This is a genomic window from Veronia nyctiphanis (assembly GCF_004116385.1).
Taxonomy (GTDB): domain Bacteria; phylum Pseudomonadota; class Gammaproteobacteria; order Enterobacterales; family Vibrionaceae; genus Veronia; species Veronia nyctiphanis.
This window is the reverse complement of sequence record NZ_PEIB01000007.1, coordinates 54885-79968: the sequence shown is the minus strand read 5'-3', so window position 1 is coordinate 79968 and position 25084 is coordinate 54885. Positions and strand designations below refer to the sequence as shown.

Annotated in this window: 19 protein-coding genes, 2 tRNA genes and 3 pseudogenes; 7 read left to right on the top strand and 17 right to left on the bottom strand. The window is 45.1% G+C overall.

Annotated features, from left to right (window positions below; all coding sequences use genetic code 11):
- The first annotated feature begins 131 nt into the window (after positions 1 to 131).
- Positions 132 to 371, top strand: coding sequence for a hypothetical protein (locus CS022_RS07980; RefSeq protein WP_129121845.1), 240 nt, complete (start codon positions 132 to 134; stop codon positions 369 to 371).
- Between the two features lie 113 nt (positions 372 to 484).
- The gene (locus tag CS022_RS07975) at positions 485 to 1834 is read left to right on the top strand and encodes an MFS transporter (RefSeq protein ID WP_129121844.1); all 1350 of its coding nucleotides are present in this window, start codon (positions 485 to 487) and stop codon (positions 1832 to 1834) included.
- A gap of 183 nt (positions 1835 to 2017) precedes the next feature.
- Here the strand turns inward: CS022_RS07975 and CS022_RS07970 are convergent, their stop codons facing one another.
- The 3 genes from CS022_RS07970 to CS022_RS07960 all read right to left on the bottom strand — a co-directional run bounded on the left by CS022_RS07970 (position 2018) and on the right by CS022_RS07960 (position 5408).
- Positions 2018 to 3670, bottom strand: a complete 1653-nt coding sequence (locus CS022_RS07970) for a hypothetical protein (RefSeq protein ID WP_129121843.1) — start codon at positions 3668 to 3670, stop codon at positions 2018 to 2020.
- Positions 3671 to 3721: 51 nt separating this feature from the next.
- On the bottom strand, positions 3722 to 4708 hold the full coding sequence (locus CS022_RS07965) for a hypothetical protein (protein WP_129121842.1): 987 nt from the start codon (positions 4706 to 4708) through the stop codon (positions 3722 to 3724).
- 609 nt (positions 4709 to 5317) lie between these two features.
- Positions 5318 to 5408: transfer RNA gene (locus tag CS022_RS07960), tRNA-Ser, on the bottom strand.
- Positions 5409 to 5720: 312 nt separating this feature from the next.
- On the opposite strand from CS022_RS07960, the gene CS022_RS07955 reads away from it, so the two are divergent.
- Positions 5721 to 6083, top strand: coding sequence for a HopJ type III effector protein (locus CS022_RS07955; protein WP_129121902.1), 363 nt, complete (start codon positions 5721 to 5723; stop codon positions 6081 to 6083).
- Between the two features lie 81 nt (positions 6084 to 6164).
- On the opposite strand, the gene CS022_RS07950 is transcribed toward CS022_RS07955, so the two are convergent.
- From CS022_RS07950 to CS022_RS07925, 6 genes and pseudogenes are all read right to left on the bottom strand, one after another.
- Entirely contained in the window at positions 6165 to 7133 is a 969-nt protein-coding gene (locus CS022_RS07950; RefSeq protein ID WP_129121841.1) for an arginine deiminase-related protein, read from the bottom strand.
- A 187-nt stretch (positions 7134 to 7320) separates the two neighbouring features.
- Entirely contained in the window at positions 7321 to 7812 is a 492-nt protein-coding gene (locus tag CS022_RS07945; RefSeq protein WP_129121840.1) for an Lrp/AsnC family transcriptional regulator, read from the bottom strand.
- A 193-nt stretch (positions 7813 to 8005) separates the two neighbouring features.
- Positions 8006 to 8079 (bottom strand) — tRNA-Cys (locus tag CS022_RS07940).
- 241 nt (positions 8080 to 8320) lie between these two features.
- A complete protein-coding gene (gene fabV / locus CS022_RS07935) occupies positions 8321 to 9523 on the bottom strand; it encodes an enoyl-ACP reductase FabV (RefSeq protein WP_129121839.1) in 1203 nt (400 codons plus the stop codon).
- Between the two features lie 166 nt (positions 9524 to 9689).
- Positions 9690 to 11984, bottom strand: a complete 2295-nt coding sequence (locus tag CS022_RS07930; RefSeq protein WP_129121838.1) for an acyl-CoA dehydrogenase — start codon at positions 11982 to 11984, stop codon at positions 9690 to 9692.
- 39 nt (positions 11985 to 12023) lie between these two features.
- Positions 12024 to 12694: pseudogene (locus CS022_RS07925) on the bottom strand (TetR/AcrR family transcriptional regulator).
- Between the two features lie 765 nt (positions 12695 to 13459).
- Between CS022_RS07925 and CS022_RS07920 the strand changes: the two are divergent.
- Positions 13460 to 14410, top strand: a complete 951-nt coding sequence (locus tag CS022_RS07920) for an alpha/beta hydrolase (protein ID WP_129121837.1) — start codon at positions 13460 to 13462, stop codon at positions 14408 to 14410.
- 11 nt (positions 14411 to 14421) lie between these two features.
- Here the strand turns inward: CS022_RS07920 and CS022_RS07915 are convergent, their stop codons facing one another.
- The gene (locus CS022_RS07915) at positions 14422 to 15282 is read right to left on the bottom strand and encodes an NAD-dependent epimerase/dehydratase family protein (RefSeq protein WP_129121836.1); all 861 of its coding nucleotides are present in this window, start codon (positions 15280 to 15282) and stop codon (positions 14422 to 14424) included.
- A gap of 283 nt (positions 15283 to 15565) precedes the next feature.
- On the opposite strand from CS022_RS07915, the gene CS022_RS07910 reads away from it, so the two are divergent.
- The gene (locus CS022_RS07910; RefSeq protein WP_129121835.1) at positions 15566 to 16420 is read left to right on the top strand and encodes a MurR/RpiR family transcriptional regulator; all 855 of its coding nucleotides are present in this window, start codon (positions 15566 to 15568) and stop codon (positions 16418 to 16420) included.
- Between the two features lie 181 nt (positions 16421 to 16601).
- Complete coding sequence (gene pyk / locus CS022_RS07905) at positions 16602 to 18047, top strand: pyruvate kinase (RefSeq protein WP_129121834.1); 1446 nt, start codon at positions 16602 to 16604, stop codon at positions 18045 to 18047.
- 60 nt (positions 18048 to 18107) lie between these two features.
- Here pyk and CS022_RS07900 read toward each other — a convergent pair whose 3' ends face one another.
- Complete coding sequence (locus CS022_RS07900) at positions 18108 to 18698, bottom strand: GNAT family N-acetyltransferase (protein WP_201746238.1); 591 nt, start codon at positions 18696 to 18698, stop codon at positions 18108 to 18110.
- A gap of 258 nt (positions 18699 to 18956) precedes the next feature.
- Between CS022_RS07900 and CS022_RS26115 the strand changes: the two genes are divergently transcribed.
- The gene (locus CS022_RS26115) at positions 18957 to 19223 is read left to right on the top strand and encodes a methylated-DNA--[protein]-cysteine S-methyltransferase (RefSeq protein ID WP_235869324.1); all 267 of its coding nucleotides are present in this window, start codon (positions 18957 to 18959) and stop codon (positions 19221 to 19223) included.
- Between the two features lie 38 nt (positions 19224 to 19261).
- On the opposite strand, the gene tyrR is transcribed toward CS022_RS26115, so the two are convergent.
- The 6 genes and pseudogenes from tyrR to pspA form a co-directional block, all read right to left on the bottom strand.
- Positions 19262 to 20800, bottom strand: coding sequence for a transcriptional regulator TyrR (gene tyrR / locus CS022_RS07890; RefSeq protein ID WP_129121832.1), 1539 nt, complete (start codon positions 20798 to 20800; stop codon positions 19262 to 19264).
- Positions 20801 to 21106: 306 nt separating this feature from the next.
- Positions 21107 to 22129: a YcjF family protein gene (locus CS022_RS07885; RefSeq protein WP_129121831.1), complete on the bottom strand. Its 1023-nt coding sequence runs from the start codon at positions 22127 to 22129 to the stop codon at positions 21107 to 21109.
- Positions 22126 to 23528, bottom strand: a pseudogene (locus CS022_RS07880) (YcjX family protein). The gene CS022_RS07885 and the pseudogene CS022_RS07880 overlap by 4 nt, the downstream one beginning before the upstream one ends.
- A 68-nt stretch (positions 23529 to 23596) precedes the next feature.
- Positions 23597 to 23983, bottom strand: a complete 387-nt coding sequence (gene pspC, locus CS022_RS07875; protein ID WP_129121830.1) for an envelope stress response membrane protein PspC — start codon at positions 23981 to 23983, stop codon at positions 23597 to 23599.
- Positions 23980 to 24210 carry an envelope stress response membrane protein PspB gene (gene pspB / locus CS022_RS07870; protein WP_129121829.1) on the bottom strand — a complete coding sequence of 77 codons (231 nt, stop codon included), beginning with the start codon at positions 24208 to 24210 and terminating at the stop codon, positions 23980 to 23982. The genes pspC and pspB overlap by 4 nt, the downstream gene beginning before the upstream one ends.
- Before the next feature lie 37 nt (positions 24211 to 24247).
- A pseudogene (pspA, locus tag CS022_RS07865) lies at positions 24248 to 24914 on the bottom strand (phage shock protein PspA).
- Positions 24915 to 25084 lie beyond the last annotated feature (170 nt).

Here is a 25084-nt window from a genome sequence, read left to right as displayed (position 1 = left end):
TATCATTAAGTAACAGCTTCTGATACCCATTAGTATCGACACTGGATACGCCAATACCTATCAATAGACCCGCGATATTTCATTGGTAATACTGCTCCTGAACTTACAGAGACAACGTCAGGAGCAACAACATGAGAACAGTTAAAGATTCAGTCAAAACCTTCGCTAAAAGCAAACGTCGAGTCACTCTATGCCTACTGGTATCAGCAATGACCATGCTGTTTTCTTCTTTGCCTGAGTTAATGCAAATTTCACTGCTTTTACTCGCGTTTCTCTCTGCATCCATCTTTTTGGAACGACTTTTATTTGGTTCTGCTCAAACACACTTCGTATCGCTTCAAGAGCAAAGATTCGGCGCTAAATTCTGCTAGTTACAAAAAGCGATACCGACAAGTATCTGAATTGGATACCGAGCAAGATTTTGATTGTAAGACTGCAAAACAAAACAGACACTTATAAAAAAACGTAGAGCGGAGAACAAATAATGTCAGGGAAAGACAACAATAAAAATAAAGGGCTAGGTAAAGACTTTTGGTGCTATCGAGGCGGTGAATTTCTTTCCGATTTAGGCACATCGGCACAAACTTTGGCCATTGCCTGGTGGGTATTAGAAATGACGGGTTCTGCCGCCAGCATGGCCACTGTGTTGGTACCCACAATGATTGCCCAAATTATTTTCAGTCCGCTGCTTGCCCCATTAGGTGACAGGTTTGCCCGGAAAAAAATTATGTTGTGGGCCAATGCGGGAAAGATAGTGACTGTATCTACAATGGCTTGGTTATTCTTCAACGAGGCAATGACAATCCCCGCGCTGATTGCATTAGCCATTTCCGGGTGCTTTTTTGGCTGTTTGTTTACTGCGGGCAGCGAGGCGATTGTGTCGAATCTGGTTAAGGCAGACCAACTACAAAAAGCCAACCAGAGTATTCAATCTTTAAACGCCATCACTATGCTACTGGGCGGAGCCTTCGGTGCCACTATGGTCGCCACCATAGGTATAAAAGGTGCAGTGCTGGTGAACCTTGTGTCTTTCTTCGCATCTGTGATTGGTATTTCTCTGATTAGCCAAAACACCAAACCAAAAAGAGAAGACAACAACGGGTTGACCATTGCAAATTGGAGCCGAGATATTTACTTGGGTTTCAGAGCATTGATTAAAGTGCGGGTCGTACTTGTCTTGGTCATCGCGGCTTCACTAATCAACATGGCGCTGTTACCCGTGATCATTATGGTGCCTTATCTTGTCAAAGAGACGTTGGGGCTCTCCCCTTATTATGTCGGTATCATTGAGGCAGCCATTGCCATTGGTGCGCTGATAGGGTCAGTGACCTTATCTTTGGTAACAAAACGAATCGCCAACCACCGTGCTCTGCTTCTAGGTATTGTAGTGATCGTTGCCATGATGATTATTCCGGCAGTCATGCAATCTTATTGGCTTTTAGTGGCAGGCTTTACACTATCAATGGTTGGTTCGCTATGGGTAAACATCCTTATCCAAACACAAATGACAGTCGCAATACCTGACCATTTCAGAAGCCGTATTCTGTCATCTATGGGTATTTTATCTGCACTGGCAGCACCATTTGGGGTAACCGTATCAGGTATTCTTACAGACAGTTACGGCGCATGGCCGGTGCTCCTCGGCTGTGTCAGCCTTGCCGCGCTAACCATTCCACTGTTTGCCATCATCCCGAACATGGCAAACTTCTTTAATAAACCAGAAGATGAAGTAGGCGGATGGGTGCTTGATACTTACCCTGGAGCTTTTGATTCATCGAATGAGCAAGCCACACCAAATGAAACATCGCCAAAGCCAGTTCAACAGGCAGGTTAATTGTCTATCTGGTAAATAGCGACACAGCAGAGAGTCATTGACCATCACTTCCAAACTGCCGGGCGGCTCTAGCTGACCTCGGCAGATTTGTTTTAAACGGGCAAAGAAAAGTGAAAAGCCACTCATGAAGAGTGGCTCCTGATGTATATATAACAAATCTTAACTCCTCACCTAATGAGAACGTTAAAACTCGTCGGCTAACATAGTGTCATCTTCATCGGGGAATAACACTTGTTCCAAACGCTTTTTAACGACAGGATGGTCTATCGCACTATAAAGTTGCGTCAGTCGCTGGCGATTATGGGCGGCTAATTCAATATCCTGTCCATTTAACTGACGGGCAAAGGTATCGAACAGCTTGGCACTCGGCTTACCGACCAGCCCGTTCACCAAGGTATCCTGGTATTCAGGTTTGCTAGCAAACAACTTTATTGCTGCAGCCTGAGTGCCTTCATCATCGGATGTCAAATATTGCTCTGCCTTTGCCAGTAATTCATCGCTGGCGGAGTTTTTCACTGCCAACAACGTCATACCCACATTTTCACCACTCTCGAGGTTTTCCCTGAGAATATCATTCACCGACGCAGACATGTGCTCCGTGTACTTTCCAACACTGCCAACACTCAACAGCGCCGTGTTTTGCAGGTGACTTTCCTTATCAGCAGCCAGAGCTTTCAGAGAGTCGAGACCGAACTGTGAGGAATTTCCAAATCGACCCAATGAAATCAACAAGCGGTGCTCATTTTGCTGATCGATACCTTCAGCTCCTATCATCTCTACCATCGCTACTTCTGCTTCTGGCGCCTGCGTTTTTTGTAAGGCATAGACCAGCAATGAAGCGAAGTGAGGCTTGTCTTCCAACAGCGCAATCATTTCCTCGACGGTAAAGTTATCGAGAAGATAGAAACCCACCTCAACGGCAAGCGCTTCATCATACTGGCCTTTTAAGGTCTTCAGGGCTTCATCAAAGGTAAATGATGCATCAATCTTTCGTGATGGTGCCGCTTTCTCTGCCATCAAAAGTCCTTGGTTGGCACCATCAGCAAACATGGCAAGATCAAACGCAATGGCTTTGTTGATGCGTTTGAAAGTGACCGCTTGCTCCAGCGTGAAACGCCCTTGTTCATTTCCGAACTGACGGCTGTTTAATGCGGATACCGACAAGGGGTAACCTTTACTATCCACGTTCAACTGCCAATCATCTTGTTCACCAAGCAGCCCCATTTCTACTAATTCTGACTGAGGCTCATGGTCCATAAGATATCTTCGAACCACACTATCTTTTGCCTCAGAGAAGCGATACCAGCGTTCACCGGATACACTCAGAAGCTGTAACTCTGCATTGCTCTGATAACTTAATTGCGACAACAGGAAGGAAAAAGCAGAAAGCGGGTTATCTGAGGGTAGCCCGAGTAAATCCGTATCGCTAAAAACATTATCGCGGTAATACGTAATAAATGGCAGCGCTTCACTCACAGGTTCTGGATTACCCTCATTATTAAGAGAAATACTTTGTGCCAGTGAATACCATTTTGATGAATCGGTAAAGTCAGGAAAGAAGGTCAGTTCTCCCTTGAACTCAGAATGAGATAATCGCTCACCACCATCATCGAAGAATGAAGATGCCACTAAAAATGAATATGAATATTTCCCATCTTCATTTTCTTCATTAAATATGGGTGTAATATTTAAATTGGTCACTGGCTCGCTCATTTCTTGAGCATTATTACTAATATCTTTGCCAGTAATTACAGTTTCTTTATCTCCTAGCTGAGTGAAATATAGAGAAGAAAAGAAAACGACGAGCACGAGAGAAAAAAGCAGAAACTTACGCATAAATAATCCAGGTTTAGATAAATGCCCCAGCAACGCTGGGGCAATGTTGATTTATAGCGATTGCCACACTTTATCTTCGTGCTTGAAGAAAGTACGTGAGACTTTCCAAATTGGGTCCCACTTATAAAGATCTGCTTTTAATACAATAAGACCAAACAGTTTCTTACAGTAAGCTTCAATCTTGCCTTTACCGCCAGAAATCTCGCCTTTGACTTCCATTTTGACGTAGCCTTCTTCGTTAATCTTGCCCGCTACATCATCCGCTTCAACGCGGCGAATACCCGCTTCCAGATACCCTTTACCCTTCACTTTCAAAAGGCTCAATTTACCTTTAACACCTGCTTCAGCCACACCGTGACCAAACTGTCCGTAGGCGCTTGATGTCACCAAGCCATCAACGTACGGTTCAACCTGTGCGAAGATATAGTCAGGGTTACGAACGCCATTAGCAAACTGGAATGGCTTGTCGCTTGGTACTGCACCTACAGCGCCACCAGCTTTGAAATCGGCACCCACTTCAACACCAGCACCAAATTTCACGCCCAGTTTGAAAAGGCCAACTGGATCAAGTGGAACTTCTACTTTTGGCTTGAAGTAATCAGGAATCAGATCAAAATAGTGAGAGATAGGATATTCAACTGATGCATTAAGCAGATCGTCACAGCTAGGCGAGAATGAAGATACGGTGTCTTCACCCACTTCCAAATTAAAGTTAAAGCCTTGCGTACAATTCAATTTTGATGGATTAAAATCAAACTCCACAGAACCTACACCGATTGTAAATTTGCGGTTGTGAAGCTTCAGCCAGTTGCCCGCTTGATAGAATCCAGTTGCAGCACCTTTTGCAACATCGTCAACATACATCCATGTGTTTTGCTTACGATGCTGATAAGAACTATTAATTTTCTTATGTTTTTCCACATAACGTGCACGGTTTTCCACGACGCCCGGATCTTTATAGATATAAGCGTTCGCAAGTGGAGCTGCGACCATTAATAATGCGCCAAGGCCAATCGCCACTGCATTTTTCTTAGACATTTTAAATCCTTTAAAATTATTAATATGTTTCACTGTTTGAAACGGCGACGAGTCTACGGAGAATTCATGTATTTTTAGTGACAATATTATTTATACAAATATTTAATTTAATGATTATTATCGATAGAAATTGATGGCAATATTATTTGGTCAAGTTATATATCGTGACTACAATCGCATAGATACAGGATTTATTGTCTCTAGACACTTTTAAATATAGATGGATAGCAAAAATAGCTGGCCTTATTACTAGTTATTATGATTTATTCTGTCATCGCTAACCTGTTAAAGTGATTCTTACGTCTCTAAGACTTTTTTAACGTTTCATAAATAACAAAAATTAAAACGATTTAAATCACATAAATATTTAATAGTAAATATTATTTCCATTTTAGATAGCCTAATTTTAAGTGAATTAGGATTAATACTAATTAATGCCATCATTTTGGAAATTCACACATAGCAGTTTTCCTGTTTGTGTTGATGGTGTGAAATTCGATGGAATAGCCAGAGGCAAGATAGATAGTGTCAGCCGTTAAGGGCTAATCTTTTGCAGATACATCTGCCAGAAAAGCAAAAAGCCGCTGAGAATCAGCGGCTTTTTTAATGTGGCGGAGAGATAGGGATTTGAACCCTAGATACGCTATTAACGTATGCCGGTTTTCAAGACCGGTGCTTTCAACCACTCAGCCATCTCTCCGTAAGTGGGCTGCATGATAATAACCCTACGTAATGTTGTAAAGGCCAAAATAACATACGTCTGTTTAAGTGGCTGATTAATAGTCATATTGACTAATCACTATCCAAGATAATTACATGCCAGAGCTCTTGAAAACTTACGAGAGTCAGCGCGATGCCACACAAACCGGAAAGCAAGTTTTCATTGGCGCAACTTGAATAACTCAACATTCGGACACAAGTTTGCCCTGCGGCACTTCACAAATTAGCCTCATCTTGGTACAACTACGGCTGAAGGAACAAGACACATTAAATGACATCTAACGGGAGCGTCATGCAACTAGAAAACTTTCTGAGCAAACTTAACACCTTTCCTGAAACTGTTGAGTTTGACGAAGTCATCACACTAATCGATAGCCTGTACGATTTTTCTCCAACCCGTTTCAATAACGGTGATCTGACCAATAAAGCAGGGCAGAACTCAGGTTCATGCAAAATTCTCGCTTTTGCTCAGGAAAATCAACTGACACAGGAACAAGCATTAGCGTGCTTCGGAAAGTATTATCGTGAAGATGTATTGGGTAATCCTTCGGGTAGCGATCACCAGAATATCCGTAACTTTATGTCTACTGGTTGGTCAGGCGTCACGTTTGAGAAATCGCCATTGATCAAGAAAGATGTGACTGAAAACGCCTAAGCCAAGCGCTACTCAGATATGTCTAATGAAAAAGCTGAGGAATCTCAGCTTTTTTCTTTTATGGCAGTTTAGAAGAATAGACTAGAGCTTCGGTAAGAAATTCTCTCCCAGCATACATCTCACACTTCCCCCGCCGATGGTTTCAATTGTAGAAACGTCAAAAGGCAATAACTTCCCATACTTCGATAGTATCGCTCTCTGAGCAGAGGAAAAAGCATCATAGGCTGACTGAGACATAGCGATCAGACTTTCCCCTTGGGTATTTTGGATCTGAAGAATGTTCCCGCAGAATGCACCCATCTGAGATTCGCTGATACTGATCACTTCTTTTGTTGCTGAAAGGCTGTCCAACACTCTTCGCCTTTCAAAAGGCCCAATGATTTCGTCGCAAATTACAGCAAACTCATTGCCTACAGCCATCATTACGTTGGTGTGATAAACAGGGCTCCCCGATGAAAGTTGCGTTTCGAAGCTTTCAACCTTGTAGTTATTTAGAACAGCCCACTTTTCTAGTAAGGATTTATCACAGCGAGTCGATAATGCCGCATAAACAGTTTTGTTTACGTGGTCCATCACCATCACGCCCGTACTTTCCAAGAATACATCTGGTGAACGCAGGTCCGTTAATTCCTGAACGCTATTAACTTCATAGCCACATGCTCCCAGCGTTTCTTTTAAGAGCTCTGTTCTCACTTCACGACGGCGATTTTCGCAAGCCATGGGGTAAAGCACAATTTCGCCAAGCGGCGTTGTGCTGAACCAGTTATTAGGGAAAACTGCATCTGGTGTGCTCTTCTCGTCCGGTTGGTAATCCATTACCACAACATCAACATGATGTTCGGACAAGCTTTTCACCATTTGGCTAAATTCATTGAGCGCCTGCTGCCTTACCTGCTCAACAGGTAACAACGAACGATGCTGGAATTCATTATCAGCGCTGGCTTCTGAGTTAAAAGCGAAATCAACAGGGGGTACCATAACAACAGAATGCGCCACATGTGGGCGGGAATAAAGGGACGAATGCCTACCTTGGCTAAATTGAACAACCATTTATGCTCCAACAACTTTACAACATCTTTTTGTCATTGTAGCGATCAAACTGTTAAGTTTTTACCTAAAAAACATGATGTTTTCATTCCTGAGTAGGTAGAAAATCAGTTAAATAATATTTAGAAAGGCAAATTCACTGGCTAGAGAGGGGGTGTGCCAGTGACTTATACCACCAGCACTTTTTGAATTAACCTGCGGAGAGTAAATCTGGGTTTAGGCCGTGACCACGTTTATGTTCATCGATAACGATTTCACTTCGAGTCTGAATAATGCCAGGTAATTGAGCTAGCTTCACTGACATAAAATGCTGATATTGTTTGATATTTTTAACACGCACTTTGATCATGGTATCAAAATCACCTGACAGTGAATAACACTCTTCAATCTCAGGCATCAGCTCTGCTGCAAGCGCGAATTTTTCAAAAATAGAAAAGTTTGTCTGATCCAATCTGATATGGATAAAAACGACGACCTCAAAGCCCAGCTTTTCCGCCGATAACTCTGCTCGGTAGCCCGAAATGTAACCTTCACGCTCAAGACGCTTTACACGTTCTGAACATGGTGTCGTTGTCAAATTCACCCGTTTCGCCAGTTCAACCACGGGTAAGCGTCCGTTTTCCTGAAGAATTCGCAGGATTTCAATATCTGTTTTGTCTAATGCATTTGTTGGTAGTGTCATTCGCCATCCCTGACAGACTGATTTTACTCATTCATGATTATTCTATACGAGTCCTCTAAATTTGCCTTACTGGAGCAACGAAGATTGAACAAATGTAGAGAATTTTAGCGTTTGTGGTGGGTTGAACTGGTTACATGAGATGGAAAACAAAAGAGTGTTTATAGTTATCTTATAAGGGGGATGTTTGATGATATGGAGGCGCGTCCCGGAGTCGAACCGAGGTCCACGGATTTGCAATCCGCTGCATAGCCACTCTGCCAACGCGCCTTTCAACTTCACCTCTCGGCTAAGTGAGATTGCATTCTACATAAGTTTTTCGGTGTGTCACGTATTAATTTATGGCTTTTGGTTTGATTGCTTTCTTTTCGAGCAAATGTGATATAAATCAGCCATATTGGCGATGTTTACACCTCTTTTTCAGCGGAATATTCGGTTATTTTCGATTAATCTGGAATCTGAAACGAAAAAGCCGACAGTGTCTGTCGGCTTTTCGCGTAGCTATCTTGAATTAGATGTCTCGAACATCAAACTCAACAACCGTGTTCACATCCGCTTCGTAATCGACTGCACCACTGCAGAATCCGAACAGCTTCATGAACTCTTCTTTGTATTCACGGTAGTCAGTCAGTTCAGCGAGATTTTCTGTGGTGATTTGTGGCCACAGATCACGGCAATGTTTCTGGATGTCTTCGCGCAGCTCCCAGTCGTCTAAACGTAGGCGATTTTCACTGTCTACTTCTGCTGCCGTGCCATCTTCTTTATAGAGGCGTTGGCTAAGCATGCGGTAGATTTGCTCAATGCATCCTTCATGCACCCCTTCTTCACGCATTTTCTTGAATACCATTGCGATGTATAGAGGCATGACTGGGATTGCAGAGCTTGCTTGAGTGATCACGCTCTTCAGCACAGCCACATTCGCAGAGCCGCCTTTGGCTGACAGCGTATCGTTGAGCGCCCGCGAAGCACGATCGAGGTCCATCTTTGCACGACCAAGCGCACCTTCCCAGTATATTGGCCATGTAAGCTCAGTACCTATGTAGCTATAAGCAACGGTTTTTGCACCTTCAGCCAATACACCCGCATCGTTCAGCGCGTTAACCCACATTTCCCAGTCTTCGCCGCCCATTACGGTAACAGTGTCTCGAATCTCTTGCTCGGTCGCTGGCTCAACAGACGCTTCAATGATTTGGTCTTTATTGGTATCGACTGCGGTCGCATGGTAAGTCTCACCAATTGGCTTAAGGCAAGAACGCACCAACTCACCCGTCTCAGGTACTCTGCGAACTGGGGATGCCAATGAATAAACAACGAGGTCTACTTGGCCAAGATCTTCTTTAATCAGTTCAATGGCTTTTTGCTTTGCTTCGTTAGAGAAGGCATCGCCATTCAAACTTTTACTGTACAAGCCTTCTTCTTTGGCAAATTTGTCAAAGGCCGCAGAATTATACCAACCTGCGGCACCTGCTTTCTTTTCTGTTCCAGGCTTTTCAAGGAAAACGCCAATTGTTGCTGCACCGCCACCAAAGGCTGCGGAGATGCGAGAAGCCAGACCGTAACCCGTTGAAGAACCGATAACCAGTACACGCTTTGGCGCGTTAGTAATGGCACCCTGTGATTTTACATACTCGATTTGTTCTTTTACGTTTGCTTCACAGCCAGTTGGGTGTGTGGTGGTACAGATAAATCCACGAATTTTTGGTTTGATGATCATAGTTACTTTCCTTTCAAAACTGGACTTAGGATAAGTATTTCATTTTTATTTGGTACTTTTTTTTTGTCGTTTCTGCGCGGATCTGCCAAGTGGTTGGAGGTGTGCAAAGAAAAAACGCCGCAATTTGCGGCGTTTTGTCGTTTTTGCAACCCAACGGGTAGGAGTATTAGGCAGCTTTACCTTTGCTGGCGGCTACGTCCTTTCCATTAGCAATGTTGTTGAACCAAGATGGGTTGAAGTCATCAACCTGTACCGCGTGAGAACGCAGTGCATCGGCTTCTTTAACCTGCTCGACCTCTTGTTCAGTGATAACACCTTTCTCAACAGCCAGAGCCAGACGTTCAGCAAGTGGACCCTTAGCAGGAATCTTGCCTTCTTTCGCTGCCACAATCATTTTCTTCTCGATTGGGCGTACGCCTTGCATTGCCATGAATGCACGCTCCATGATAGCCACAGGATCGCTTTCTTTATCACCTACATAACATAAGTGGGTCAAGCGGTCACGGTGTGCACCTGGAGTCATCAGCAGGTCTGCAATTTCCGTCGCCAGCTCATCGCTAGGCTCATCGTAGTTGATTCCTACTGGGAACAGCAATGCACGTAAACTACCACCCACATATTTGCGTGGGAAGTTGTTGAATGCGCCGTCAAATGCTTCACCACACTTGAACAAACAGTATTGAAGTGCGTAGTGTACAAATGGCAGGTCACTTTGCTGACGGCCGTCATCCTCGTAGCGCTTCAGTGTTGCTGATGCCAGATACAGGTGGCTGAGTACATCGCCCAGACGCGCTGATAACATTTCACGACGCTTGAGTTCTCCGCCTAATGTCAGCATGGAAACGTCAGTGGTTACAGCAAGCGCACGGCTGATGCGTGAAAGCTGACGGTAGTAGTCTGCCGTTTCCCCGCTCACTGGTGACTTGTTAAAGCGAGAGCCTGTCAGTGCATTAGCTATTGAACCGAACGTGTTCTTCACTGCAAACTTGATATGCTTCATCAATAACACATCAAAATCTGCTGCTGCTTTTTCCTGATCCGGGTTAGCTGCGGCTTCCATTTCAGCGAGAACATATGGGTGACAACGTGTTGCACCTTGACCGAAGATCATCAGGTTACGGGTAAGGATGTTTGCGCCTTCCACCGTGATTGCAACTGGCATACCAAAGTAATGGTGACCAATGTAGTTCATTGGACCGAGCTGGATAGCGCGACCGGCATGAATATCCATAGAATCATTCAGGATGGTACGTGCCAACTCAGTCATGTGGTATTTGGCGATCGCCGTTACGATACCCGGCTTCTCGTTCAAATCCAGAGAAGTTGTTGTGAGTGTACGTGCAGCTTCAAGCATGTAGGTGAAACCACCAATGCGACCGAGACCTTCTGCAACACCTTCAAACTTACCGATGCTCATTCCGAACTGCTTACGAACATATGCATAAGCACCCGTTGTACGTGCAGTCAAGTGACCCACTGAAGTGCCTAAAGCTGGCAGAGAAATACCACGTCCTGCAGACAGACATTCCACCAACATACGCCAGCCACGGCCTACATAGTCTTGGCCACCGATAACCCAGTCCATTGGAATGAAGACATCTTTACCACGGGTTGTACCGTTCATGAATGCCAGGTTAACTGGGTTATGACGATCACCAATCTGAACGCCTTTGTGAGACGCAGGGATCAGGGCACAGGTAATACCCAGCTCTTTTTTGTCGCCAAGCAGACCTTCTGGATCTTTCAGTTTGAATGCAAGACCAAGACACGTAGCAACAGGTGCCAATGTGATATATCGCTTGTCCCAAGTCAGGCTGATGCCTAGCACTTGTTTGCCTTCGTGCTCACCCATGCAAACAACACCCTGGTCTGGGATGCTACCTGCATCTGAACCCGCTTCTGGGCCAGTCAGTGCGAAACACGGAACGTCTTGGCCGTTTGCAAGGCGTGGTAGCCAATAGTCTTGTTGTTCTTTGGTGCCGTAGTGAGTAAGAAGCTCACCCGGGCCCAGTGAATTAGGAACCATGACGCAAACTGCTGCACTCAGGCTGCGTGTCGCAATCCGGCTCACGATGTAAGAGTTAGCGTTTGCTGAAAACTCTAGACCGCCGAAAGATTTTGGAATGATCAGAGAAAAGAATTTCTTGGTTTTCAGAAATTCCCATGCTTCTGGCGGTAAGTCTTTGCGCTGCTGAACAATGTCGAAGTCATCCAGCATCGCAAGAAGTTCTTCAAGCTCGTTATCGATAAACGATTGCTCTTCCTGTGTCAGAACAGGTTTCGGGTAGTTGTGAAGTTTGCTCCAGTCTGGGCTGCCGGCAAACAGTTCGCCATCCCACCAGACACTACCCGCTTCCATTGCTTCTCTTTCGGTTGCAGACAGAGGTGGTAATACCTTCTTGAAAAACTTAAACGCTGGATCACTGACGTAACGTCTTCTTAGCGAGGTTTGAGAGCTCATGATTTCAGGTCCTTTTACATCTTTTATTAGTATGTTTATTTATCCGCCGATCGCTTCGCGTGGCAGTAGTTCAATTTCTGTTTCAACCGGAGCATCAACACCAGCAGCTACAAACGGAATCAGCTGGTTGGCGATGTCCTCTGTCGAGACCTTTTTTCCAAAATCATTTTCAGCAATTTCACGGAACGCCACGTTCGAGGCCATGGTGAAAATCGCTGTTCCTAAAGTGAAGTGTAGGCGCCAGAACACGAGTTCCGGTGACAAGTTGGGGTTGGCGCGCAGAACCGCTTTTGTGATTAGGGCAAGCACCTTGTCGTATCTTGTTGTGATGAACCAGCGCAAGTGACCTTGCACATCGGTGTAACCACGTCCAATCAACAACATAAAGATTGATGCGCCATGTTTGCGGTAATTGTTAAGTTCTAATAATGGCTGCTTTCCACAAGCAAAAACCTGCTCCATGTCGAAGTCTTTTTGCTCTAACAAAGCTTCAAGCTCGGCTTCAAGGCGCGGCATAAATTGTTCTAGGTAGCGAGCTAAAACTGCTCTCACTAGGACTTTTTATCGCCGAAGTGGTAGTTGACCGAGGCAAGGTTGACGCCTGCTTTTCCGGTGATGGTACGCAGGGAAGTATCCTTAAAACCGTGCTCAGCAAAGAGTTGCTCCGCCGCGTTGAGGATTTTCGCTTTGGTTTCACTTTTGTTTGCCATTTTCATTCACCCGTATTAAACATGTGTTTAACTCTACTCCTAGCCGCAGTTAATAACAAGTAAATTGGTAAGGAAAAACGGAGATTCTTGTAACAAATCGAACAAGTGTTTCTAACAGGTCTCTTGTGCGAAACAGCTCGTAGTGTGGATTGCACTAGTGAGAAATTTGTCAGGGTTTTTTCGAAGTCGACTGAACTATGTCAAAAAAGTGAGGTCTCAATATGTGCCACTGCTTTTTTGAAGTATTAATCTTCTTAGACCCGCACCAATCTGGTTGCGGGTTTTTTTATATTTAACAGGCACTCAGACTTCTTCCTGCCGCTGCTTTCATTGAAAACAAAAAAAATCACAAAATAATGGAACTCTTTTAGATCGGGCTGGTCTATTTATATGTGACCAGAAACTTGCCGCTCTTTTTGCTACGGGAGCTGCCATCACTGCCACTGGTCGCCGTTACTGCTAAATTTATTTGGGTGTCCTGCGAATCCCTACAACGGATATTCTTTAAGCCTGTGCTGATTGCACAGGCTTTTTTCTTGCCCGAAAACAAAGCGCTTTTATCTGAGCTTTTGCCAATAGTCCAACGCCTTAACTATAAAACCGTTGTCAGCTATTCATTTTCATATACACGCGACATTACTCACGCCAGCGTTTAGAGACGTTGTATTTAGCAAAGGTTCATATAAAAGTCTCAAAGAGGACACACACTCGCTAGTGCAAAACACCTAACTTCTATCTAAACGAAAGAATATAGGTAGTCAAAGGATGACTCTGGAAAGCAATCAAAGATGGATTGGTAAGGTAATTGGCGCAGCTCCCCAAATAAATATTCTTCCACCCAAGTTCAGCAGACCCTTTTTGCTATTGATGGATAAGCTTTTCGGGTTGCCAAAACAAAGGCTCGATTCAGTCAGCAACCTCTCAATCCCATTGGCTTCAACACCGGGCCAAAATATTGGTATCCGAGTCTATCGACCTACAAACAGAATTTCAGGAGCGACCATGGTGTACTTTCATGGTGGTGGTTTTGTTCTGGGTGATCTTAACTCTCACGATAATTTATGCAGAAAACTGGCTCTAGAGTGCGGGATCAGTATCGTTGCAGTTGATTACCGCTTGGCTCCAGAACACAAATATCCCACAGCCATCATTGACTGTATTGACGCTTGGAATTGGATCAATGACAATGCTGCGGCGTTGAAAATATCAACCGCAAAAATAGGCATTGGTGGAGACAGCGCCGGTGGTTACTTGTCCATTGCGGTGGGTTTACCGTCTTTGCATTCAACATTACCGACCACGACTCAACGCAAACCTGACTTTCAATACCTTTTATATCCGATCACAGATGCTCGTGGGCAAACAGAATCGTATAAAACTCACACCAAAGACCTTCTGCTTACCAGCGGCTTGATGTCCTACTTCTACGAGTCGTTTCTGAATACCCCGAATGAAGCTGAAACCCTATTAGCCAGCCCAATTCTGACGGCTAACTTAGCAGAAGCTCCAAAAACCTATCTTTTAACCGTTGAGTACGACCCTCTGCGAGACGAGGGCCAGGCAATGGCCTCACGAATGAAAGAAGCTGGCGTCGACATCGTTCATGAACACATTGATGACTGCATGCACGCGTTTGTCCATCTCTCAAAAATCAGCGCCAGAGCAAAAGAAGCGTCGACAGATCTTGTTCGTCCGCTAACTCAACTCATTGCATAAATGCCAACTCTTCAAGAAGGCTCAGGCAATGGCATGTCATAAGGCGAAGGGTATTTCAAAGAGATACCCAGCTCATTGAGTGTCTGAGTCGCGTCTATGCATTTGCCATTACCACCCTCTTTGTTAAATTCTGGTAGTGGCAATTTCATCCCTTGCGCTGCCCAGGTATAAAACGCATCGCGTGTTGGATGTTGCAGACTCGAAAGGTGCATCACCGAACTCGTCATACCCTTTGAAATAATCGCTTCTATCGCTGAAATACAATCATCCCTATGAATGAGGTTTACACAATCTAAGCCATTTGTAATGCCCGTACGTCCTGACAAAAAAGTTGCCGGGTGGCGCCGGCCACCAACCAAGCCTGCGAATCTCATCACTAAGCCCTGCTCTTTCATTTCAGTGAGCAGATAATTCTCTATTTGGCTGTGTGTCTCGCCCGATGATGTATCAGGCTCTGTGGGAGTCTCTTCTGTCACGGTCCCCTTAATACTCCCGTAGACCGAGGTTGTACTAATGAAGATAACCTGTCGAACTTTCGACTGCTTACATTGCGTGAAAACAGATATAATATTCTGGAAAAAAAGCTCGGGTTTGAAATTTTTCCTGCCTAACGGCACATTAATCAGAACGACATCCGCATTAAATATTTCGTCAGCTTGACCATTTTCAGGACGACTGCTAATGTCAAAAACTCTGCAAGGAATGCCGAGTGACTGAATGGAATCAGCTCCCTCCTTTGTACGTTTTGTTCCTAAAACGTCGTAACCTTTTTCCTTGAGAGATAATGCAAGTGGAAGACCAAACCACCCGCAACCAATGATGGTGATTTTTTTCGGCAAGGTTTTTGACTCTTTGTTGTAACCTTCTTTCATATGATAAATCCCTATCAATTTCAGACTTTTTTTTTGTGCTGTGTAGTCCGCAATCTGAAAAAAAAATCTCTTAGTATTGTAATTAAGCAACCAAAAGCGTGAATAATGGCATAAATTTAACACGTAAAAGTCGGGTTAAATATTAATGGCCATAACGAACCGTTACACTCTTCAATGGTGAGCACCTTGGTTATCAACAACTCGGTGCTGTTGCTGTGATAGCCCCAAAAGGATACGCGGGGTATGACAGTATTTTTATTCTGGAAATGACGCGGTAGTCCCAATGAATACCCTGGAAAAAATACAAAAAAATATTGAAACCTTCAGCAAATCAGAGCGAAAAGTGGCTGAAGTTATAATTTCATCGCCTCAAACTGCTATCCATTCAAGTATTGCGACTCTGGCGAAGATGGCTGACGTCAGTGAGCCTACCGTTAACCGCTTTTGCCGTCGCCTCGATACCAAAGGCTTCCCCGATTTTAAACTGCATCTGGCGCAAAGCCTCGCGAACGGCACACCTTATGTGAACCGCAACGTCGAAGAAAACGATAGTCCGGATGCTTACACCGCTAAGATTTTCGAATCAACAATGGCATGCTTGGATGTTGCCAAAAACAGCATTGATCCTCAACAGATTAACCGCGCTGTTGATCTGCTGACGCAAGCAAAGAAGATTTCATTCTTTGGCCTTGGGGCATCCGCTTCAGTGGCACAAGACGCCCAGAATAAATTTTTCCGCTTTAACATCCCAATTGTATGCTTCAACGATATCGTGATGCAGCGTATGGGATGCATTAACTGCTCAGATGGCGATGTAGTCGTTGTCATATCTCACACTGGCCGTACCAAGAGCTTGGTAGATGTAGCAAACCTCGCCAAAGATAACGGTGCTACCGTCATCGGTATTACAGAAAAAGGTTCACCTCTTGATAAGGTATGTAGCCTGACGGTAAACCTCGATGTGCCAGAAGATACCGATGTCTATATGCCGATGGCCAGTCGTGTTGTACAGATGACGGTTATCGACGTATTAGCAACCGGCTTTACATTGAGAAGAGGTCCGGGCTTCCGTGAAAACCTACGTCGTGTAAAAGAGGCGATCAAGGATTCTCGCTTTAATAAGGAATTCATGAACTAACCTTCGCCACCCGGAAAAATACCCTATTGCATGGCCATGCTTCCTTTTGGCCATGCATATCCATGCCTGTTACAGCTAGCTCAGCTACACTTCTCTATAAACAACAAAATATTGCGTTACTTTTTGTGCCAATTTACACCAACTTTAAACCTTTGTGAGTGGGCGTTAAACGGAGAACACAATGAACAAGTCGATGCGTAGAACCAAAATTGTCACCACACTCGGCCCAGCCACTGACAAAGAGGGCGTGCTGGAACAACTGATTGAAGCCGGAGCAAATGTCGTTCGTATGAACTTCTCGCACGGTACACCAGAAGATCACATGAAACGAGCCGAGCAAGTCAGAGAGCTCGCCGTGAAGATGGGTACCCACATAGGTATCCTCGGTGATCTGCAAGGCCCGAAAATTCGCGTTTCCACCTTCAAGGACGGCAAAGTGATGCTTAAGGTCGGCGATGAATTTGCTCTAGATAGCGAACTCGAAGCCGGAGAAGGTGACAAAAACGTGGTGGGTCTGGACTACAAAGATCTCCCGCAGGACGTCAACAAAGGGGACGTTTTACTGCTTGATGATGGACGTGTACAACTGGAAGTGCAGAAGGTATCCGGGCCCAGAATACACACAAAGGTCATCATTGGCGGTTACCTATCTAACAACAAAGGTATTAACAAAAAAGGCGGTGGTTTATCAGCACCAGCTCTCACTGAAAAAGACCGCGAAGATATCCTGACTGCTGCCAAACTGAAAGTCGATTACCTTGCTATTTCGTTCCCTAGAAATGGCGATGATATGAAGCTTGCTCGCTATCTCGCGGAGGCATCAGGCCTAAAAGCAAAGCTTGTTGCCAAAGTCGAAAGAGCAGAAACAGTCGCGTCGGAAGAAAACATCGATGACATCATTGAGCATTCTGATGTGGTGATGGTTGCCCGGGGTGACTTAGGTGTCGAAATTGGCGATGCGGAGCTTGTTGGTGTTCAGAAACAACTCATCCGGCGCGCGCGAGCCATGAATCGTTGCGTAATTACCGCAACTCAAATGATGGAATCGATGATAAAAGCGCCGATGCCAACCCGGGCAGAAGTCATGGATGTTGCTAATGCCGTGTTGGACGGAACAGATGCGGTAATGCTCTCTGCTGAAACGGCGGCTGGGGAATATCCTATAGAGACCATACTGGCGATGGCCAATGTGTGTGAAGGCGCAGAAAAAATGCCTTCGATCAATGTGTCTAACCACAGGCTCAATGAGCAATTCGATCGTGTTGAAGAGGCAGTGTCAATGGCAACGATGTATGCAGCAAACCATATGTCAGAAGTCAAAGCGATGATCACACTCACAGAGTCAGGACGCACTGCATTGATGATGTCACGTATCAGTTCGGGTAAACCAATTATTGCGATGTCTCGACACGAATCAACGCTTTGTCGTCTCGCCTTGTATCGTGGCGTGACGCCCGTTCACTTTGAAAGTGACACAGGCGCTGGACGAGAAGTGGCCACGAAAGCCTTGAAACTTCTTAAGGCGCAGGGGCTGTTAGATAAGGGTGACAGAGTGATATTTACTCAAGGTGATATGGTTGACAGCGTCGGAACAACTAACACTATGCGTATTTTGACCGTTGATTAATCAAAACTGGGTCTAAAAATAAAAGCCGCAAATTGCGGCTTTTATTTTCTAACGCCAAAATTACTCTATGTTGGGGTTATACCAATCAGGGTTGGTAATAGACATCAACACATGGTCCTGCCACTTGCCATTAATCATCAAATAGTTTTTAGCAAGCCCCTCACGCTCAAAACCTGCTGACTCCAGAACAGCCTGACTCTTGATATTATGCGGCATGTAAGCTGCGGAGATACGGTGTAAGTTGACTCTTTCAAACATCATGTCATTGGTTGCTTTAAGTGACCGCTTCATGATGCCTTTGCCCTGTGCATTTTCGGCAAGTGAGTAACCCACGACAGCAGAAAAAGACGGGTACATGGAAACATTACTGTACGTTATCAACCCTTTAATATCAGGGTCACCGTTTTCACGTATTAGAAAGTAGTAACACATTTTATGGTGGGCGAGTTCCACTAACTGTGTTACCCGGCGCTCCCAACCATCATAGGTAAAAAAAGACTCGTTCCTTTTCGGCTCCCAAGGCTCCAGAAATACGCGGTTTTGCTGGAAGTAAGCCGTAATAGCTGCGACGTCAGACAACGAAATTGTCCCGATGTTCAGCTCATCTGTACGAACCAGAGGGATAGGGTTTATAATTTTTAAAGACAACATTCCTCCTGCCCGGTGTTGGATTTTTATGTTTTATGACTGGCTAAAGTCAGAAATTGGAACCATTCACCTACTTGCCGATGAAGCAGGTTTGCGCCAGCTTACACTGTCTGTGCATCATCCTTTGAACAAAGTTTAGACTGGGAGCATTCTCCTAATGAGCTTTCACGCTATCGAGAACAATTAATTGAATATCTCTCTGGAGAGAGACAGCAATTTGATCTTCCTCTCGCGCCTGACGGTTCTGACTTTCAACATAAAGTGTGGGATCAGATTCATCACATTCCGTTCGGTGAAACCCGAAGTTATCACGATGTTGCCAAACTTTTAGGAAATTCGCACGCAGTATGTGCCGTTACCATGGCTGCAAATGTGAACCCCATTCCCCTGATCATTCCGTGTCACAGGATCACAGGAAATAACGGCCAATCAGTACATTATCATTATGGAGCGGAAATTCGCGAACAGCTACTCACACTGGAAAGAAAGCAAGAGCCGTTAGTTGGTCAAAGAGTCAAAAGTAATTAGCCCTGACACATTGGGTATCAGGGCGACTTTGTGAGACCTTATTTTTTTCCGATTCCGTACTCTCTCAATTTATTCGCCACAGCTGTGTGTGAGACATTGAGGCGTTTCGCCAGCTTACGCGTAGACGGATAGCTACGATATAGATTCGACAAAATACCCGACTCATACCGTTTCATGATTTCGTCTAACGAGCCATCCAAGGTCTCTTCGGTCACGAAGTTTGCATTTTCAACTGTTGGCAGCTGAATGTCCTCTTCACGAAGCACGCCACTGTCCATTTGGGTCATTGCGCGGAAAAGCACGTTGCGAAGCTGTCGTACATTACCTGGCCATGCATACTGTGAAATATAGTCAGCAAGTTGATTGCTGAGAATCGGTCTGTCCTGACCCAACTCCGCAGCAAATTGATTCAAGAACAGCTCTGTAAGCGGAATGATGTCTGAAGGACGCTCCCGCAAAGGCGGAACTGTCAGCATCAACACATTAAGTCGGTAATACAGATCCTCACGGAATTTTCCAGATGATACCAACTCAGACAGATTTTTCTGCGTCGAACAAATGACCCTAACATCAACGCTAAGTTCTTCTTCTTCACCGACACGACGGAATTTACCGTCTTGCATAAATCGCAGTAGTTTTACCTGTAAGTGAACGCTCATTTCGCCCACTTCATAGAGAAATACCGTACCGCCTGCACCCAGTTCAAAAATCCCTTTTTTGGCTTCTCTGTCCCCTGATGCCGCACACCCAAAAAGCTCCGTTTCAGCTGCATCATCAGGCATAGACAGGCAGTTAACAAGCATAAAGGGTTCATGGGCACGATGAGAACGTTGATGGCACGCACGGGCTAACATCTCTTTGCCTGTGCCTGTTTCGCCCTGAATCAATAGCGGCGCGTCAAGAAGCGCAAACTTCTTGGCTTGATTAATAAGGTTACGGAATCGTGTTGAGTGACCGACTAAATGATCAAAGCCATGTTCACCTGGTGTTCGGTAAAGCGTGGTGGGTAAATGGTTCATTGACACCTGTTTAAGCTGAACCACTACACTGACCAACACGGGTTCGTCTTTGCCTTCAGACACATAAACAGGCGTTACTTCCATCAAAAAGTCGAGACCAGACATGACAATCTGTGTGCAAACCTTTTCTGCATTATCCTTTTCCAACCATTGGTTGAAACTGAAATCAGGGAAGATAGCTGAGGCTGATTGCCCCATTAGCTCCTTCTCATCAGAGCCGAGTAGCCGAGAAGCAGCCATGTTAGCCATATCGATGGTGCCACTGAGGTTTAAGGAGAAGACTGGATCACTCAGTGTTTCGAGCAGTGCACGTAACTCACGATGTTCACGCTCTGCCGGTAAAAATTGGATTTTTCTGACATCGGTAACACCTTGAATCAGGCGGATCTCTGACATCAGTTGACGAAATTCATCGAACTCAATTTCTGGACAGTTTAGATAGATAATACCGGTTTGGTCGATTTCGATACCCCGCAGATCAATACTGCGCCGGGTGAGAATATCAAGCAGCTCTCGGGTCATACCGAGACGATCTTCACATGAGACCTTTAATCGCACTTTGATGTCCTGTTACTGATTAATTAAGCAAAAAGGCTAAACGCCGAAAGTCGCACAATTTATTCTGTGAAAAAGTGTCAACTATTCCTGACAGCACGAAGAAGTTTGCTCCGTGAAAGAGGGAGAGTCAAGCAACAGAAGGAAAAACTGCTATCCACATTATCCAGTTGGTGCGATTCCATGCGATTCGCTTTTTTCATGACCAACCAAAGTGAAAATATAACCAAATATGAGACAGGTTCGTTTTGGAGAGATACGGGCAGCCATTGATGCTGCCCAACTTAAGTAATTCGGTTCAGCTACGTATTAGGATTTGTTTTGTCCAGGTACCAAGCGCGTGATAAGTTGCTTGCGAAGTTGAGAAAGCTTGGGGGGTTCTTCACCCAACCAAGGAAGTGGACGCATTAATGACATGGCTTTATATCCAAGTCTTGCTGTCAGTAAGCCAACCCCCAAGCCTTGCGCCGCGCGAGTGGCAACTTTACCCGCTAAATCAACTGAAAGCAGATCAACTCCTACATCAGTAATCGCCTCAGATGCACCCGCTGCAGCCATATTGGCCAGCACCAGTTTCAACAAACGGATACGAGACCAATAACCAAGCTGAATCCCATAGATATTGGCAATTGACTCCAACAATTTAAAATTTCGCCAAGCAACCAGTAACATATCAGCGAGAGCAAGGGGACTCACAGCGACCATCACGGCAGCTTCACTCGCATATCGAGTAACAGCTTGCTTGGCAAGTTTGTCTTGCTCTGCCAGCACCATATGGTCATAAAGTTCAAACACTTCTTTATCGTTATGTGTTTCTGCCAGTGCATTGTTCCACTTATCGTAACCCGGCGTAAGCAAACTTTTGCTTGACGATGCAAGCTCCTGACAGAGGGGCTTAGCTTTGCCTATGCCGTCGACATCAATTATGCCCTGCACCGTTTCTCGAACATCTTGGCGCTGTCTTAGCTTTCTTAATGCAAACCATTCTCGGCCCAGAGCACCAGCCCCCATGGCAGCAATACCTGCAATAAACCCACTCCAACCGAGAGAGAGCCAGTCACCGCTTTGCCACGCTGAAAAAACATGATCAACAGTTTGCCATCCAACTAAACCAACACCCGCGACCAATAAGCTTATCAGTCCCCAACGTCTCTTTTTGGCAGGTACAAATGCATTTTCAACGTCTCTGTCCAGTGACTGTTCATCAGTTGTCGCAGGTGCCGTAAAGCTTGTGCTTTCTGCAAACTGCATTTGCGCCGTTAACTCTGGGTTGGCATTCTCATCTGGTGACTGAGGATCGTCAAAGACGATAGCTTTCTTTATTTCTGTCATTTCAACTTATCTCCCAGCAAATACTCCAGCGCTTTATCAACCCGAATATGCGGCAAAGGTTCATCAGCCTCACTTGGCATGGGCCTGAATTGCCTGAAGTCAAACCCCTGCTCTTTCCAGAACGACTCCCCTGGTAAACGAGATGGGACTTCACCCGGTACATCAGCATTGAGTCGCCAGATTCGAGTGTGCCACGCAATGCAGGCAATGTTTGGCCTCGGTGGTCGACATTCCCCGGTTCAGTCGCCTGAATCGATGAAAGACTGACACACTCCATATCAATCCCCTCAAAAGCAGCACTCTGCCAAGCCTCGTGTATGAGTTGCTGGAGCAGCGACACCAGATTCGGGTGCTGATCGGGAGTCACATGATCCGCTTTTGTCGCCGCGAATAAGATTTTATCGATTCGTGGAGAAAACAAGCGTTTGATGATACCCGTTTTGCCATAACGAAAACTCTGCATCAATTGCTCAATCGCCTGCCTCATATCGTTAAACGATTCAGGCCCAGCATTCAGCGGCTGCAAGGTATCCACCAGCACAATCTGCCGATCAACCTGAGAAAAATGCTCTTTATAAAACCCCTTCACTACGTGTTGGCAGTAATAGTCGTAGCGCTTTTTCAACACCGCAAAAAGGCTGTTTTCACTGGCTCCGTTTAATGCGTGCTCGTTAAAATCAACGTCCACCAGCGGGAAAAACTCGATAACAGGTGCACCTGCATATTCACCCGGCAACACAAAGCGGCCTGGCTGCACCCAGTGAAGGCCAGCTTCATCTTTACATTTGTGAAGGTAATCGGTGTAGAGCTTCGAAATATGCCTGATCTGCTTTTCATCAGCCTCAGCCAACAGATCCAGCCCTTGCAAAGCCGCAATCCACTCCTGCGCCAGCTCTTTTCGGCGACCTGTGAGTGCCCCTTGCTGTTTCATCGACCATTCTACAAAGCTCATCGACAGTAGCGGCAGGTCTAACAGCCACTCACCCGGATAATCGACGATATCCAGATATAGCGTTGACGTTTCACGGACAAATTTTAGGGGGCCACGCTGTTGTTTAAAACGCAGCTCAAGCCGGATTTCACTGACATCACGCGTAGGTGAAGGCCAAGCGGGCGGTGTCGACCGCAGAGAGTGAATACCCTGCTCATAATCAAAAGCAGGAATATGAAGTTGGCTTTGTGGTACACGTCTGGCCCCCAACAGTTGACCATTTCTTGCAGCCGAGAAAAGAGGCAGTCTTGGGTTGGTTCCACTGTGCAACAACTGATTAATTAGTGATGTAATAAATGCTGTTTTACCTGCACGCGAAAGGCCTGTTACAGCAAGACGCACATTTCTATCGAGGCCACGATTAACAAGTCTATTTACTTTATTCTTTACTTTTTCTACGCGATCCATAAATGGAAATCACCCCGCAAAAATAAAGCCTCCATTACCGGGTAATGGAGGCCTTTTTGATGTCGTAATCAAAGCTTACTGAACTGGCGTTTCAGCTCAAACTCTTTTGAAGTTACGCAAGCTTCCATTCTTTCAATTGCATCTTCGATGTCTTCGAGCTCTCGCTCGATGTTTGAAAGAAGACTTCTCGGTGACTTGCCAGACTGCCAGGCCTTCTGTTTGATATTGTGCTCTCTATGCTGTTTTGCTTTCTGATGCTGATCTTGAGGCATCGGGTCCAAAATCAATACCATTGCCACATAGAGAACCAAAATCAGCGCGCCAAATCCAAGCAGAAACGCCGATATGGTGAGAACCCTCACTAACCAGACTTCCATCCCGAAGTAGTCAGCCATACCTGCACAGACACCACCCAGTTTTCCGTTAGCAGTGTCGCGATAAAGAGTTCGACTCATCGGCGCTCCCTCCATTCCGGTGCCTCTACATCCAGAATACGTTCCAGAGAATGAATTCTGGTTTGCAGTGCTTCTGCCTTTTTGGTCAGTGAGTGAAGAGTATCAAACTCTTCGTTACTCAGCCCCTGCCCCACCTGACGTTTGCTTTTGTAGTGAAGTACCAGCCAAACCGGTAAAACGAATACCACAAAAGCTGCCATTGGTATCATGAGAAAGAACGATGTCATATCTTCTCCTTAAATATGTCCGGGGTGATGAGCTGGCTTAGTCTTTATCCTTGAGTTCTGATTTCATTTTTTCCAGCTCTTTCTCAATGTCGTCTTGCGCCTGCAAGTCAGCAAATTCATTCTCGAGCGTTTTTCCTTGGCCTAAACTGTAGCTATCAGCCTCAGCTTCCAGCTCATCAATACGACGCTCATAATGCTCGAACTTCGCAAGTGCTTCATCTGTTTTACGCGTATCAAGCTGACGGCGTACATCGCGACGGTTTCCTGCTGCTTCACGGCGGATAACCAACGCTTGCTGACGAGCGCGTGTTTCTGTCAGTTTGGTTTCCAGCTCGGCAATTTCATTTGATAACTTGCTGATTGTTTCTTCAACAAGATTGTATTCCTCTTTCAGTGCCAACAAAACATCGTGCACCTTTTGTTTTTCAATCAATGCGGCTCTGGCCAGATCTTCGCGCTTCTTTTTGCAGAGCAAGCGTCGCTTTTTCCTGCCAGTCGTTCATCTGATTTTCAACACTTTCAATTTTTCTGGCCAGTTCTTTTTTGTCAGCCAAAGCGCGAGCAGAAGACGTTCTTACTTCCACCAAGGTGTCTTCCATTTCCTGAATAATCAGGCGCACCATTTTTTTTGGGTCTTCAGCTTTATCTAGCAAGGCGTTGACATTAGCATTTACAATGTCGGCAAATCGAGAAAAAATCCCCATGTGTAGCTCCTTCTTCTAGTCATCTAACTCTATGAGTGCGTTGCATTTATTATCGTCTGTCTATCAGATTACCTTGTACATATCAAACTGCGTGCCAACTTTTTATATCTTTATTTTTCAATATGTTAAGTGAATCCATGCATTTACTCTCAAAACAGGTATGATGAAAT